The sequence below is a fragment of the Streptomyces sp. AC512_CC834 genome, from assembly GCF_019049325.1.
Taxonomy (GTDB): Bacteria; Actinomycetota; Actinomycetes; order Streptomycetales; family Streptomycetaceae; genus Streptomyces.
The window spans coordinates 1-14,964 of record NZ_JAGMUO010000035.1; the positions used below are offsets into that span (position 1 = coordinate 1).

At 71.5% G+C, this 14,964-nt stretch carries 10 protein-coding genes and 1 pseudogene; 6 read left to right on the top strand and 5 right to left on the bottom strand.

All coding sequences use genetic code 11. The annotated features are described in order from the left end of the window. The 4 genes and pseudogenes from KUM40_RS15225 to glgB all read left to right on the top strand — a co-directional run. Nucleotides 1-484, top strand: a pseudogene (locus KUM40_RS15225) (alpha-1,4-glucan--maltose-1-phosphate maltosyltransferase); the annotation flags it as partial. Continuing rightward, complete coding sequence (gene treS, locus KUM40_RS15230) at nt 481-2,181, top strand: maltose alpha-D-glucosyltransferase (RefSeq protein WP_217166499.1); 1,701 nt, start codon at nt 481-483, stop codon at nt 2,179-2,181. The pseudogene KUM40_RS15225 and the gene treS, both read left to right, overlap by 4 nt. Before the next feature lie 97 nt (nt 2,182-2,278). Next, complete coding sequence (locus tag KUM40_RS15235) at nt 2,279-3,685, top strand: maltokinase (protein WP_217166500.1); 1,407 nt, start codon at nt 2,279-2,281, stop codon at nt 3,683-3,685. Nucleotides 3,686-3,725: 40 nt separating this feature from the next. Further along, on the top strand, nt 3,726-6,062 hold the full coding sequence (glgB, locus tag KUM40_RS15240) for a 1,4-alpha-glucan branching enzyme (protein WP_217166501.1): 2,337 nt from the start codon (nt 3,726-3,728) through the stop codon (nt 6,060-6,062). A gap of 16 nt (nt 6,063-6,078) precedes the next feature. Here the strand turns inward: glgB and KUM40_RS15245 are convergent, their stop codons facing one another. The 4 genes from KUM40_RS15245 to KUM40_RS15260 form a co-directional block, all read right to left on the bottom strand. Continuing rightward, a complete protein-coding gene (locus KUM40_RS15245; RefSeq protein WP_217166502.1) occupies nt 6,079-8,346 on the bottom strand; it encodes an AAA family ATPase in 2,268 nt (755 codons plus the stop codon). Between the two features lie 123 nt (nt 8,347-8,469). After that, on the bottom strand, nt 8,470-8,784 hold the full coding sequence (locus tag KUM40_RS15250; protein ID WP_308401161.1) for a thioredoxin domain-containing protein: 315 nt from the start codon (nt 8,782-8,784) through the stop codon (nt 8,470-8,472). Nucleotides 8,785-8,815: 31 nt separating this feature from the next. Further along, the gene (locus KUM40_RS15255; protein ID WP_217166504.1) at nt 8,816-9,214 is read right to left on the bottom strand and encodes a MerR family transcriptional regulator; all 399 of its coding nucleotides are present in this window, start codon (nt 9,212-9,214) and stop codon (nt 8,816-8,818) included. Nucleotides 9,215-9,395: 181 nt separating this feature from the next. After that, entirely contained in the window at nt 9,396-10,814 is a 1,419-nt protein-coding gene (locus tag KUM40_RS15260) for a cation:dicarboxylate symporter family transporter (protein ID WP_217166505.1), read from the bottom strand. Between the two features lie 155 nt (nt 10,815-10,969). Between KUM40_RS15260 and KUM40_RS15265 the strand changes: the two genes are divergently transcribed. Both KUM40_RS15265 and KUM40_RS15270 read left to right on the top strand, forming a co-directional pair. Continuing rightward, nucleotides 10,970-12,628 (top strand): sensor histidine kinase, encoded by a 1,659-nt coding sequence (locus tag KUM40_RS15265; protein ID WP_217166506.1) that lies wholly within the window; start codon nt 10,970-10,972, stop codon nt 12,626-12,628. After that, entirely contained in the window at nt 12,625-13,314 is a 690-nt protein-coding gene (locus KUM40_RS15270) for a response regulator (protein ID WP_217166507.1), read from the top strand. The genes KUM40_RS15265 and KUM40_RS15270 overlap by 4 nt, the downstream gene beginning before the upstream one ends. Nucleotides 13,315-13,408: 94 nt before the next feature. On the opposite strand, the gene KUM40_RS15275 is transcribed toward KUM40_RS15270, so the two are convergent. Beyond that, nucleotides 13,409-14,941, bottom strand: a complete 1,533-nt coding sequence (locus tag KUM40_RS15275) for a carboxylesterase/lipase family protein (RefSeq protein WP_217166508.1) — start codon at nt 14,939-14,941, stop codon at nt 13,409-13,411. Nucleotides 14,942-14,964 lie beyond the last annotated feature (23 nt).

Below are 14,964 nucleotides of genomic sequence, written 5' to 3' on the forward strand. Positions count from 1 at the left end.
ACTCTGCGAACACACCCCCCTGCGCCCGGGCAGCGAGGAATACCTCGACTCCGAGAAATACCAGCTCAAACCCCGCGACTGGACCACCGCCACCCACCAGGGCACCACCATCGCCCCCCTCATCACCCGCCTCAACACCATCCGGCGCGCGAACCCGGCACTCCACCAACTGCGCGATCTGCACTTCCATCCCACGGACAAGGAGGAGGTGATCGCCTACTCGAAGCGGCAGGGCTCGAACACGGTTCTGGTGGTCGCCAACCTCGACCCCCACCACACCCAGGAGGCGACGGTCTCGTTGGACATGCCGCAACTCGGCCTGGACTGGCACGAGTCGGTGCCGGTGCGCGACGAGCTGACCGGCGAGACCTACCACTGGGGCAGGGCCACCTATGTGCGCCTGGAGCCGGGCCGGACGCCCGCGCACGTCTGCACGGTTCTGCGACCGTCCCACCCGCAAACCGGAGGGTCACCCACCACATGATCGTCAACGAGCCCGTGCCGGACACCTTCGAGGACACCCCCGCCAAGGACCGGGACCCGGACTGGTTCAAACGAGCCGTCTTCTACGAGGTCCTCGTCCGTTCCTTCCAGGACAGCAACGGCGACGGCGTCGGCGACCTCAAGGGCCTGACCGCCAAGCTGGACTACCTGCAATGGCTGGGCGTGGACTGCCTGTGGCTCCCGCCCTTCTTCAAGTCACCGCTGCGCGACGGCGGTTACGACGTCTCCGACTACGCCGCCGTGCTGCCCGAGTTCGGGGACCTCGCCGACTTCGTGGAGTTCGTGGACGCCGCCCACCAGCGCGGCATGCGCGTGATCATCGACTTCGTCATGAACCACACCAGCGACCAGCACCCGTGGTTCCAGGAGTCGCGCCGCAACCCCGACGGCCCCTACGGCGACTACTACGTCTGGGCCGACGACGACAAGCAGTTCCAGGACGCGCGGATCATCTTCGTCGACACCGAGGCGTCGAACTGGACGTACGACCCGGTGCGCAAGCAGTACTACTGGCACCGCTTCTTCTCCCACCAGCCGGACCTCAACTACGAGAACCCGGCCGTGCAGGAGGAGATGATCTCCGGGCTGAAGTTCTGGCTGGACCTGGGCATCGACGGGTTCCGCCTGGACGCGGTGCCGTACCTCTACCAGGAGGAGGGCACCAACTGCGAGAACCTGCCGCGCACGCACGAGTTCCTGAAGCGGGTGCGCAAGGAGATCGACGCGCAGTACCCGGACACGGTGGTGCTGGCCGAGGCCAACCAGTGGCCGGAGGACGTCGTCGACTACTTCGGGGACTATTCCGCCGGCGGCGACGAGTGCCACATGGCCTTCCACTTCCCGGTCATGCCGCGCATCTTCATGGCGGTGCGCCGCGAGTCCCGCTACCCGGTCTCCGAAATCCTCGCCAAGACCCCCGCGATCCCGTCCGGCTGCCAGTGGGGCATCTTCCTGCGCAACCACGACGAGCTGACCCTGGAAATGGTCACCGACGAGGAACGCGACTACATGTACGCGGAGTACGCCAAGGACCCGCGCATGCGCGCCAACATCGGCATCCGCCGGCGGCTCGCCACCCTGCTGGACAACGACCGCGACCAGATCGAGCTGTTCACCGCGCTGCTGCTCTCCCTGCCCGGCTCGCCGATCCTCTACTACGGCGACGAGATCGGCATGGGCGACAACATCTGGCTCGGCGACCGCGACGCCGTACGCACCCCGATGCAGTGGACCCCGGACCGCAACGCGGGCTTCTCGTCGTCCGACCCGGGCCGCCTGTTCCTGCCCACGATCATGGACCCGGTCTACGGCTACCAGGTGACGAACGTCGAGGCCGCCATGGCCTCGCCCTCGTCCTTGCTGCACTGGACCCGCCGCATGATCGAGATCCGCAAGCAGAACGTGGCCTTCGGCCTGGGCACCTACACCGAGCTGCCGTCCTCCAACCCCGCGGTCCTGGCCTTCCTGCGTGAATACGAGGACGACCTGGTCCTGTGCGTCCACAACTTCTCCCGGTTCGCGCAGCCCACGGAACTCGACCTCAGTGCCTTCGGCGGACGCCACCCGGTCGAGCTGTTCGGCGGGGTCCGCTTCCCGGCGGTCGGCGACCTGCCGTACCTGCTGACCCTCGGCGGGCACGGCTTCTACTGGTTCCGGCTCCGCAGGGACGCCGTCTAGGCCGAGCCCCGGCCCCCCGGGCGGGGCTGTTTCCGTCGCGCCGCCCGGGGCACGCATCAGTAACCACCCCGACGATCCGGGGAGAGGACGCCACGCCATGTCGGAAGCCGTCATACGCACCGTCACAAGCCCGCCGGGCCTCCTGGCGTCACTTGATCCACTGCTGCGGGAGTGGCTGCCGCGGCAGCGCTGGTTCGCGGGCAAGGGGCGCCCGGTCACCGGCTTCTCGCTGGTCGCCGCCACCGAGCTGCTCCCCGCCGACTCCCGCCTCGGCCTCCACCACGTACTGGTGCGCGCGCATCAGCAGCCCGCTCCTGCCTCGGGCGCGCCCGAGGAGCCGGGCGACTGCTACCAGCTCCTCATAGGCACGCGCGAGGCGCTGCCGCCCCGACTCTCGCCCGCGCTGATCGGGCATGTGACCGAGGGTCCGGCGGCCGGGCGCACCGCCTACGACGCCCTCCAGGACACCCGGCCCGCCGAGGTGCTCCTGGAGGCGCTGCGCTCCCGGGCCCGCATCGGCGGGCTTCGTTTCGAGCGCGAAGAGGGCTGGGAGAAGGACCGGGAGATACGTACCGGCCTCGTGCCGCGGCTGATGACCGCTGAGCAGTCGAACTCGTCGGTCGTGTATGGAGATACGTTCATTCTCAAGCTGTTGCGCCGGATCGTGCCCGGCGTCAACCCCGATCTGGAACTGCCGCTGGCCCTGGCCCGCGAGGGCTGCCCCCGGGTGCCGGCGCCGACGGGCTGGATGGTGGCGGACCTGGCCGGCCGGACCTGGGTCCTTGGCGTGCTCCAGCCGTACCTGCAGGGCGCGACCGACGGTTGGGAACTGGCGCTGCGCGAGCTGGCCAAGGGCGAGGACTTCGTCGCCGAGGCCCGGGCGCTGGGGCGGGCCACCGCCGAGGTGCACACCGCGCTGGCCCGCGCCCTGCCGACCGTCACCCTCGGCCCCGCCCAGGTGCGGCAGCTCGCCGACGGCATGATCGAGCGGCTGGAGGAGGCCGCCCGTGCCGTGCCGCTGCTCCGGTCGTACGCGCCCGCGCTGCGTACGGCGTTCACGGCGCTGGTGGACCTCGCCGCCGAGGGCCGTACCTGGACCGCGCAGCGTGTCCACGGCGACCTGCACCTCGGCCAGTGCCTGCGCTCGCCCGACGGGCTGTGGTCGCTGATCGACTTCGAGGGGGAACCCGCGAAGCCGCTGGCCGAGCGGAGGATGCCGCAGCCGCCGGTGCGGGACGTCGCCGGGATGCTGCGCTCCTTCGACTACGCGGCGCACTCGGCCGACGCGCCCGTGCCGGGCTGGGCCGAGTCCTGCCGGGCCGCGTACTGCACCGGGTACGCGGAGGTGGCCGACGGCGACCCGCGCACCGACCCGGTGATGCTCCGCGCCCACGAGACGGACAAGGCGGTCTACGAAGTCCTGTACGAGGCCAGGCACCGCCCCGACTGGCTGCCGGTGCCCCTGGCCGCGGTGCGCCGCCTGACCGCGCCCGAACCGGCATGACACCCCGTCTTGATCCCACCTCGTCCAGGAGGCCCCGCCCGTGACCCCCCGCCCCTCGTCCAGCGGCCCCGACCCCGAGAAGACGGCTGCGAAGAAGGCCGCGAAGTCCGCGAAGGCAGTGAAGAAGGCCGGCACGAAGAAGGCAGCCGTGAAGAAGGCCGTACCCCGGGAGGCCGCCGTCGAGGTCGCCGTCTCTCCCTGCCTGGACGCCGGCGACCGGGAGCGGCTGCTCGCCGGCACCCACCACGAGCCGCACGCCGTGCTCGGCGCCCACCGGGTGCCCGGCGGCGTCGCGTTCCGGGCGTTTCGGCCGTACGCCCTGGCGGTGACCGTGCTGTCCGGGAAACTGCGCGTCGAGCTGCACAACGACGGGGACGGGTTCTTCTCCGGCCTTGTGCCACTGAGTGAGGTCCCCCTCCACCGGCTCCTGGTGGCGTACGAGGGGACGGTCCAGGAGACCGAGGACCCGTACCGCTTCCTGCCCACCCTGGGCGACCTGGACCTGCACCTGATCGGCGAGGGCCGGCACGAGCAACTGTGGCAGGCGCTCGGCGCGCATCCGACGACCCACGAGGGCGTCGCGGGCACCCGCTTCGCGGTGTGGGCGCCGAACGCGCGCGGGGTCCGGGTGGCCGGCGGCTTCAACTTCTGGGACGGCACGGGCCATCCGATGCGCTCGCTCGGTTCGGCCGGCGTGTGGGAGCTGTTCCTGCCCGGCGTCGGCGCGGGCGAGCTGTACAAGTTCGAGATCACCCGGCCCGACGGCTCGCGCACCTTCCGCGCCGATCCGCTGGCCCGCCGTACGGAGGTCCCGCCGGCCACCTCCTCGGTCGTGCACGCCTCCGACTACACGTGGGGCGACGGGGAGTGGCTGGCCCGCCGCGCGGACGCGCCCGCGCACGAGGCACCGCTGTCGGCGTACGAGATCCACCTGCCCTCCTGGCGCCCGGGCCTGACGTACCGTCAACTGGCCGAACAGCTCCCGGCCTACGTGGCCGACCTCGGCTTCACGCACGTCGAGCTGATGCCGGTGTCCGAGCACCCCTTCGGCGGCTCGTGGGGCTACCAGGTCACCGGCTTCTACGCGCCCACGGCCCGGCTGGGCGACCCCGACGACTTCAAGTACCTGGTGGACCGGCTGCACCGGGCCGGCATCGGCGTCCTGATGGACTGGGTGCCGGCGCACTTCCCGCGCGACGACTGGGCGCTGGCCGAGTTCGACGGGCGTCCGCTGTACGAGCACTCCGATCCGCTGCGGGCCGCGCACCCGGACTGGGGGACGCTGGAGTTCGACTTCGGACGCCGGGAGGTGCGCAACTTCCTGGTCGCCAACGCCGTGTACTGGTGCGAGGAGTTCCACATCGACGGGCTGCGCGTCGACGCGGTCGCCTCGATGCTGTACCTGGACTACTCGCGCGAGCCGGGCCAGTGGACGCCGAACGAGCACGGCGGCCGGGAGAACCTGGACGCGGTGGCGTTCCTCCAGGAGATGAACGCGACGGTGTACCGGCGGGTGCCGGGCGTGGTGACCGTCGCGGAGGAGTCGACGGCCTGGGACGGGGTCACGCGGGCCACCCACCACATGGGGCCGAGCGGCTTCGGCGGGCTCGGGTTCGGGCTGAAGTGGAACATGGGCTGGATGCACGACTCGCTCGAGTACATGAGCCGGGAGCCGGTGCACCGCAAGTACCACCACGGCGACATGACCTTCTCCATGGTGTACGCGTACAGCGAGAACTACGTGCTGCCGATATCCCACGACGAGGTGGTGCACGGCAAGAAGTCCCTGGTGTCGAAGATGCCGGGCGACTGGTGGCAGCAGCGCGCGAACGAGCGCGCGTACCTGGGCTTCATGTGGGCCCATCCCGGCAAGCAACTGCTCTTCATGGGGCAGGAGTTCGCCCAGGGCGCGGAGTGGTCCGAGGCACACGGGCCCGACTGGTGGCTGCTCGACCCGGAGTACGGCGCGTCGGCGGACCACCGGGGCGTGCGCGACCTGGTGCGGGACCTGAACACCGTCTACCGGGCCACGCCCGCGCTGTGGCGGCGCGACACCCACCCCTCCGGGTTCGCCTGGGTGGTCGGGGACGCCGCCGAGGACGACGTGCTGGCGTTCCTGCGGCTGGACACCGACGGCACGCCGCTGCTCGCGGTGTCGAACTTCGCCCCGGTAATCCGCCCCGACTACCGCCTCGGCGTCCCCGACGACGTCCCGGCCTGGCACGAGGTGCTCAACACCGACGCCGCGCGGTACGGCGGCGGCGATGTGGGCAACCCCGACCCGGTCAAGCCGGAGCCGCAGGGGTGGCACGGCCGCCCGGCGAGCGTCCGGCTGACCCTGCCGCCCCTGGCGACGGTGTGGCTGCGCCCGGCCTGAGCGTCTCTCCAGACCGTCAGTCCGCGTCCACCAGCCCCTTCGGCAGCGGCTCGCTGTGCAGGACGCCTAGGTGCTGGGTGGCGCGGGTGAGGGCGACGTACAGGTCGCTGGTGCCGTAGCGGCCGGGTTCGACGACCAGGACGGAGTCGAACTCCAGGCCCTTGGACTGGCGCGGGTCGAGCAGGACGACGCGGTGTGTGAGGTCCGGCTCGGCGTCCGCCGTCACGCCGTCGAGCCGGGCCGCGAGGACGCGGTGCAGCTCGCGCGGGGCGATGATGGCGAGGCGGCCCTCCTCGGGGGTCAGCTCCCGGGCGGCCTCGGCGACGGCGGACGGAAGGTCGCCGGTGGCGCGGATCCAGGGGCGTACGCCCGTCGAGCGCACCGAACTCGGCGGCTCGAAGGCCGGGTCGTCGGCGCGGACGACGGCCGCCGCCACGTCCATGATCTCGGCCGGGGTGCGGTAGTTGACGCCCAGGCGGGTGTGCTTGAAGCGGTCCTCGACGTACGGGGCGAGGATCTTGGACCAGGAGCCGACACCGGCCGCCTCCGCGGTCTGCGCCGGGTCGCCGACCAGGGTCATCGAGCGGGTCGGGCAGCGGCGCATCAGCAGCCGCCAGGCCATCGGGGACAGCTCCTGCGCCTCGTCCACGATGATGTGCCCGAACGCCCAGGTGCGGTCGGCCGCGGCGCGTTCGGCGGCGCTGCGGTGGTCGTCCTCCTCCTGGCGTTCGGCGAAGCGCTCGGCGTCGATGATGTCGTGCGCCGACAGGACCTCGGCGGCCTCCTCGTCCTTGTCGTCGAACTCGTAGGTCCGGGACGCGTACGACACGTCAAGGACGCCCTGCGCGTAGGCGATCTGCTCCTCCCGCTCGCGTTCGGCCAGGGAGCGGGCGATCCGGTCGTCCACGCCGAGCAGTTCGGCCGCCTCGTCCAGCAGGGGTACGTCGGCGACGGTCCAGCGCCGGGTGACCGGGCGGCGGACGGCGGCGGCGTCCTCGGCGTCCAGGAAGCCCTCGGGGGCGGCGAGGAAGTCGGCGACCAGGCGGCGCGGGGTGATGCGGGGCCACAGCCGGTCGATGGCGGACCAGACCTCGGGGTTGTCGGCGAGTTCGTCGCGGATCTGGGTGATGTCGCTGGGGTCGAGGAGGTTGCCGCCGTCGTAGGGGTCGGTGCCGATGCGTTCGGCGACCATGTCGGTGAGGGTGTTGAGGATGTGGCCCTCGAAGTGCTCGCGGGCCGCGTTGTGCGGCAGCTTCGCGGCGCGGGTGCGTTCGCGGGCGACGTTGACCAGGTCGTCGTCCAGCATGAGGATCTCGCGGTCGTGCTCGATCGCGATCACCGGGTCGGGCAGCGCCTGCCGGTCGCGGACCACCTCGGCGAGGACGTCGGCCATGTCGGCGCGGCCCTTGACGGCCGCCGCCCCGGGGGTGTCCGTGGCGGTGGCCTTCACGCCGGGGAACAGCTCGCCGACCGTGGCGAGGAGCACGCCGGTCTCGCCGAGCGAGGGCAGCACCTCGCCGATGTAGCCGAGGAAGGCCGGGTTGGGGCCGACGATGAGGACGGCGCGCTTGGCGAGCAGGGCGCGGTGCTCGTAGAGCAGGTAGGCGGCGCGGTGCAGGGCGACGGCGGTCTTGCCGGTGCCGGGGCCGCCCTCGACGACGAGGACGCCGCGGTGCGGGGCGCGGATGATGCGGTCCTGGTCGGCCTGGATGGTCTGCACGATGTCGCCCATGCGGCCGGTGCGCGCGGAGTTCAGCGCGGCCAGCAGCACGGTGTCGCCGGACGGGTCCTCGTGGCCGGTGCGGGTCTCGTCGCCGAGGTCGAGGATCTCGTCGTGCAGGTCGGTGACCGTGCGGCCGTCGCTGGTGATGTGCCGGCGGCGGCGCAGGCCCATCGGGGTGTGGCCGGTGGCCAGGTAGAAGGGGCGGGCGACGTCGGCCCGCCAGTCGATCAGGACCGGGGTGCGTTCGGCGTCGTCGGTGCGCAGTCCGATCCGGCCGATGTGGTGGGTGTCCCCGGAGGTGAGGTCGATCCGGCCGAAGCAGAGGGAGCCGTCCACCGCGTTGAGCGCGGCGAGCAGCCCGGAGCGCTCGGCGACCAGGATGTCCCGCTCCAGCCTGGCCTGCTGGGGGGTGTTGCCCTGCGCCAGCGCCCGGGTCACCGAGACCTCGGTGTCGCCGCGCAGCGCGTCCACGCGTGCGTACAGTCCGTCGATGAATTCCTGCTCGTGCCGCAATTCATCGTCCGGAAATTCGGTGTTTGACAATTCCACTCCCGGCCGCATATACTGTGCTCACTGGACTTCTTCGTGACCTCATCTTTTTCTGAAGTCATGAATCATCGAATATACGCAAAGAAATCCCCCGAGCGCAATTGCGCTCGGGGGATTTCTCGTGTCCCGTGCTGGTCAGAGGAGGTCGGCCAGCTCCTCGACGAGCCGCCGCTTGGGCCGGGAGCCGACCATCGACTTCACCGGCTCACCCCCGCGGAACACCATGAACGTCGGCATCGACAGCACTTTGTACGCGTTCGTGGTCTCCGGATTCTGGTCGACGTTGAGCTGCACCACCCGCAGCCGGTCGCCCTCCTCCTCGGCCAGGGCACTGAGCACCGGGGCCATCTGCCGGCACGGCGGGCACCAGTCCGCGGTGAACTCGACCAGGACGGGCAGCTCCGCCCCGATCACCTCGGTCGCGAAGTCCGCGTCCGTCACCTCGGGCACCCCTGCGATCGTCGTCATGCGTGTCCTCTCCTCATGCGTGTCCTCCCAGTTCGCACTTGGGCTCCGGACCCCCCGGAACCGCCGCCTCGGCCCGCGCGAGCTGCGCACCGACCTGCGCCCGCACCGCCGTGAGCTGCTCGATCAGCGTGTCCAGCTCCGCCAGCTTGCGCCGGTAGACCACCAGGGACGCCGGGCACGAGTCGCCCTCGGGATGCCCGGCGCGCAGGCACTCCACGAAGGGGCGGGTCTCCTCCAGGTCGAACCCGAAGTCCTGGAGGGTCCTGATCTGCCGCAGCAGCTTCAGGTCCTCCTCGTCGTAGGTCCGGTAACCGTTGTCGCCCCGCCGCGCGGGCAGCAGGCCCCGCGACTCGTAGTACCGCAGCGTCCGCGTGGTGGTCCCGGCCCGTGCGGCCAGCTCGCCGATTCGCATGTGGACGAACGTAAGCCTTGACCCGGACGTCAAGGCAAGAAGCCCCGCGAAGGCAAGAAGCCCCGCGCCGGGGGGTGGCGCGGGGCTTCTTCGGGGGACCGGACGGCTGAGCAACGGGGGGAGTACCTCAGCCGCCCGGAGTGTGGCGGCGTGGGCCGGCGTGTGGGGTGTGGCGCGGGCCTCAGGCCTTCGCCAGCTCCTTCTCGCCGCCCTGCTCGGGCAGGTCGCGCGTGCCGTCGCCGTCGCTGTCGCTGTCTCCGTCGGCGTCCGCGACGCCGTGGTCGTCGTCCAGCAGGGTCTTCTCGTCGAACGGGACCCGGCCGGCGAGCACCTCGTTCACCCGCTCCTTGTCGATCTCCTTGGTCCAGGTGCCGATCAGGACAGTGGCCACGGCGTTGCCGCCGAAGTTGGTCAGGGCGCGGGCCTCGCTCATGAAACGGTCGATGCCGACGATCAGGCCGATGCCGTCCACCAGGGCGGGCTTGTGCGAGGACAGGCCGCCGGCCAGCGTGGCGAGACCGGCGCCGGAGACACCGGCGGCGCCCTTGGAGGCCACCAGCAGGAAGAGCAGCAGCGGGATCTGCTCACCGATCGACATCGGCGTACCCATGGCGTCCGAGATGAACAGCGAGGCCATGGTCATGTAGATCATGGTGCCGTCGAGGTTGAACGAGTAGCCGGTCGGGACGGTGATGCCGACCACCGGCTTGCTGACGCCCAGGTGCTCCATCTTGGCGATGAGGCGCGGCAGCGCCGACTCCGAGGAGGAGGTGGACAGGATCAGCAGGAACTCGCGGCCCAGGTACTTGAAGAGCGAGAAGACGTTGATCCCGGCGACGACGCGCAGCACCGTGCCAAGGACCAGGAAGAGGAAGATGACGCAGGTCGCGTAGAAGCCGAGCATCAGCACGGCCAGGCTCTTCAGGGCGTCGACGCCGGCCGATCCGGTGACCGCGGCGATGGCGCCGAAGGCGCCGACCGGGGCCGCCCACATGATCATCGCCAGGACGCGGAAGACCAGCCGCTGGATGTGCTCGATGCCGCGCAGGACGGGCTGTCCGGCCTTGCCCATGGCCTGCAGGGCGAAGCCGCTGAGCAGGGCGATCAGCAGGGTCTGCAGGACCTCGCCCGCGGTGAACGCCGAGACGATCGTCGTCGGGATGATGCCCATCAGGAAGTCGACGGTGCCCTTGGCCTCCGCGTCGACCTGCGCCTGCCCGGTGTCCTTGACGGCGTCGGTGACCGCGAGGCCCGTGCCCGGGTCCAGGATGTTGCCGACGATCAGGCCGATGGCGAGCGCCACCAGCGACATCACCAGGAAGTAGCCGAGGGCGATGCCGCCCACCGCGCCGACCTTGGCGGCCTTGCGGACCGAGCCGATGCCCAGCACGATCGTGCAGAAGATGATCGGGGAGATCATCATCTTGATCAGGTTCACGAAGCCGGTGCCGAGCGGCTTCAGCTCGGTCGCGAAGTCCGGGGCGATCAGGCCGACCGCGATGCCGAGGGCGACCGCGATGATCACCGCGATGTAGAGGTAGTGCGTGCGGTCCCGTTTGGCTTTGGGTGCGGCAGGTGCGGTAGCGGCGTTGCTGGTCACGGCTGCCCTCCTTGACGACGTCGTCGGTACTCACCGGCGTGCGGCTCACGTCCGGGGGTTTGTATCGGGGATGCGGTGACTATCTCCCGGTGTGTGAGCGCGGTCACCCTTGCGTTCATTTAGTTCACAATCAAGCCAGGAGGGAGACTGGCGGCATGCACCTCCGCGTCCCGAGACCCCGCAGCCTGGCCGGGCAGCTCTTCGCCATGCAGGCCGTGCTCATAGCGGTCGTCGTGGTCGGGTACGCGCTGTTCACCTACATCAGCGACCGGGGGCAGACCGAGGAGGCGGCCGGGCGGCAGGCCAGGGCGGTGTCGCTGGCCATCGCCGACTCGCCGTCCGTGGCGGAGGCGATCCGCACGGCGGACCCGACGGCGCGCCTCCAGCCGTATGCGATACGGGTCATGCGGGACACCGACGTGGACTTCGTGACGATCATGAATCCGAAGGGGATCCGCTGGACCCACCCCGACCCGCAACGAATCGGCCATCCCTTCGTGGGGCACATCGAGCGCGCGCAGCGGGGTGAGACCTTCACGGAGACCTACACGGGCACGCTCGGGCCCTCGGTGCGGGCGGTCACGCCCATCGTGGACGACGGCCGGATCGTGGGACTGGTCAGTGCCGGGATCAAGGTCGAGGAGATCAGCAAGCGGGCGCGGGAGCAGCTCACGGCCCTGACGGGGGTGGCGGCCGGGGCGCTGCTGCTCGGCGCGGTCGGTACGTACGTGGTCAACGCGCGGCTGCGCCGGCACACGCACGGGATGAACGCGGACGAGCTGAGCCGGATGCACGACTACCATCAGGCGGCGCTGCACGCGGTGCGGGAGGGACTGCTGATGCTGGACGGGCAGTACCGTGTCGCACTGATCAACGACGGTGGACGGGAGCTGCTCGGCGTGAGCGGTGACGTGGTCGGCGCCTCGGTCGCGGAGCTGGGGCTGCCGTCGCCGCTGACGGGGGCGCTGCTGGCGTCGGAGCCGCGGGTGGACGAGGTGCATCTGGCGGCGGAACGGGTGCTGGTGGTGAACACCTCGCCGGTCTCCGGCGGTGAGCGCCGGGGCACGGTGGTGACCCTACGGGACGTGACCGAGCTGCAGTCGCTGACGGGCGAGCTGGACTCCGAGCGCGGCTTCACCCAGGCGCTGCGCTCGCAGGCGCACGAGGCCGCGAACCGGCTGCACACGGTCGTCTCGCTGATCGAGCTGGGGCGGGCGGAGGAGGCCGTGGAGTTCGCGACGTCGGAACTGGAGCTGGCGCAGGCGCTCACCGACCAGGTGGTGGCGGCGGTGAGCGAGCCGGTGCTTGCGGCGCTGCTGCTGGGCAAGACGGCGCAGGCCAACGAACGGGGAGTGGAGCTGGTGGTGTCGCAGGACAGCCGACTGGACGACGGGCTGCTGCCACCGTCGCTGCCCGCCCGGGACCTGGTGACGATCCTGGGCAACCTGGTGGACAACGCGGTGGACGCGGCCCAGGGCGCGGTGCCGTCGCGGGTGACGGTGGCGGCGTACACGGAAGCGCCCGAGGGCGGTGGCTCCGAGCTGGTGCTGCGGGTGTCGGACACCGGCGCCGGGGTCGATCCCGCCCATGCCGACCTGGTCTTCCAGCGGGGCTACTCGACCAAGCCGGCCGGCGAGGGCGGGCGCGGCCTGGGGCTGGCGCTGGTCCGGCAGGCGGTACGGCGGCACGACGGCACCCTGACCGTGGCGGAGGCCGAGAGCGGCGGCGCCCGCTTCGAGGCACGGCTGCCGCTGGGCGACGGAGCGACACCGGTCACCGCGGCGGGCAGACCGGGCGCCGGGGGTGCCCTATGAGCACCGCCGCGCAGCCCATCCGGGTCCTGGTCGTCGAGGACGACCCGGTCGCCGCCGACGCGCACGTGATGTATGTCGGCCGGGTGCCGGGGTTCGTGGCCGTCGGGAAGGCGCACACCGGGGCGGAGGCGCGGCGGATGCTGGACCGTACGCCGGTGGACCTGCTCCTGCTCGACCTGCACCTGCCGGACGTGCACGGGTTGCAGCTAGCCCGTTCGCTGCGGGCGGCGGGGCATCACACCGACGTGATAGCGGTGACGTCGGCGCGGGATCTGACGGTGGTGCGCGAGGGCGTGTCGCTGGGCGTCGTCCAGTACGTGCTGAAGCCGTTCACCTTCGCCACCCTGCGCGACCGGCTGGTGCGATACGCGGAGTTCCGGGGCACCGCCGGGGAGGCGAGCGGCCAGGACGAGGTGGACCGGGCCCTGGCCACCCTGCGGGCCCCCGGCCCGGCGGCCCTGCCCAAGGGCCTGAGCGGGCCGACCCTGGAGCGGGTGACGGGCGCGCTGCGCGGCTCCGCCGAGGGCCTCACGGCGGCCGGGGTGGCCGAGGCGGTGGGCATCTCGCGCATCACCGCCCGCCGCTACCTGGAGCACCTGGTGGACGCGGGGCGGGCGGGGCGCAGCCCGCTGTACGGGCAGGTCGGGCGTCCGGAGCTGGTGTACCGGTGGGTGCGGGGCCGGTGAGCCGTGGCGTCCTGTAGGCCTGCTCGGCCTCGTTGGGCTGCTGCCCAACGAGGCCCGTCCCGCCATGCGCCGTACCGGTGTCGCAACCGCCGGGTCAGTGGTGCCAGGCCCGGCGTTCCGCGGCACGCGGGTCGTGGGTGAGGGTCCAGTCCTGGGCGATGCGCATGGTGGCGCGCCGCTCCGTGTCGTACGTGTCCCAGCCGGGGTCGCCGGTGCGGGCGAAGGAGGTCCAGGCCGTGTGCATCCGCTGCGCCAGGTCCGCGGGCAGGTGGCCGGTTCCCAGCAGTGCGTGGGGGCCGTGGAGCCGCGGCAGGTGGGTGGTGTGGAAGACGAAGGGGAGTTCCATGGTGTGGGTGGCGCCCAGTCGTCCGTGCAGGGCGTTTGAGCGCCAGGCGAACTCGTAGGCGTATGTGCGCGCACCGCTTGTGGCGTGGGCGTGGGCTTGGGCGTGGGCCTCGGTGAGGCGGCGGGTGCCGTTGCCGAAGAGCGCGTCGCCCAGGATGGCGGAGCGCAGTTCGCCGACGGTGGCCTGCGGATGCCGGGCGCGGTAGGCCGCGACGAGGCCGGCGGGGGCGTGGTGGGTGCGGGCGGCGATGGCGTTCACGTCGGCGGAGGTGGACGCGGTCAGGAGGTCCAGAGGGGCGAGGTAGAGGTTCCCTTCCTCGGAGTTGCCGCCGACCAGCAGGTCGATACCGTGGCCGGCCGGGACGGCGTGGGCGTCTCGCCGGTCCGCGACGACACTGAACGGGGTGATCCCGGCCAGCGGGTCGAAGTGGGTGGGGGTGGTGAGGTCGAGGCCCGCGAGGTCGGGCATGATCGCGACGAATTGTTCGTCGCTCACGGCCGCGAAGGCGTCGAGGCGGGGTGGGATGCCCAGGGCGCGGGCGGCTGCGTGGGTGGTACGGGCGGCCTGTTCGGGTGTGAAGGATCCCTCGGCGCTTCCGCTCTGGACGATCGCGCGCCGGAAGAGTCCGGTGGCGGGTGCGTCGGGTGCGGTGACTGTGTCGGGTGCGGCGGCCAGGACTGCGCCGACGATGATCGCTCCGGCGGACTGGCCGCACAGGGTCACGTTGCCCGGGTCGCCGCCGAACGCGTCGATGTTGTGCTGGACCCAGCGCAGCGCGGCGACGACGTCGAGCAGTCCGCGGTTGTCCGGCGCTCCGGAAAGGCGGAGGAACCCGGGGATGCCCAGGCGGTAGTTGACGGTGACGAGCACGACGCCGTCGCGGGCGAAGGCGCTGCCGTCGTACAGGGGCGCGCGGGTGGAGCCGGCGGTGAAGCCGCCCCCGTGGACGAAGACCATGACGGGCAGGTCGGGGCCCGTGTCCTCGGGTGCCTGGACGGTAAGGGTGAGGTAGTCCTCCCCCTTGATCCATCCAGGGCCGAAGTACGGGGACATGTCCAGGGTCCCGAAGGCGTCGCGCTTGGCCTGCGGGGCGGTGGGCCCCGGCTCGGTGGCGTCACGTACCGCGGGCCACGGGGCGTGGGGGCGGGGTGCCTGGAAGCGGGCACGGCCCGTGGGGGGTGCGGCGTAGGGGATGTCGAAGAAGACGGTCGTGCCCCGGTGGCGCCGTCCGCGGACGGCGCCACTTGCGGTGTTCACGACGGGCTCGGCAGGGGGTTGCATGGTCGGCCCGTGCTTTCGGTCAG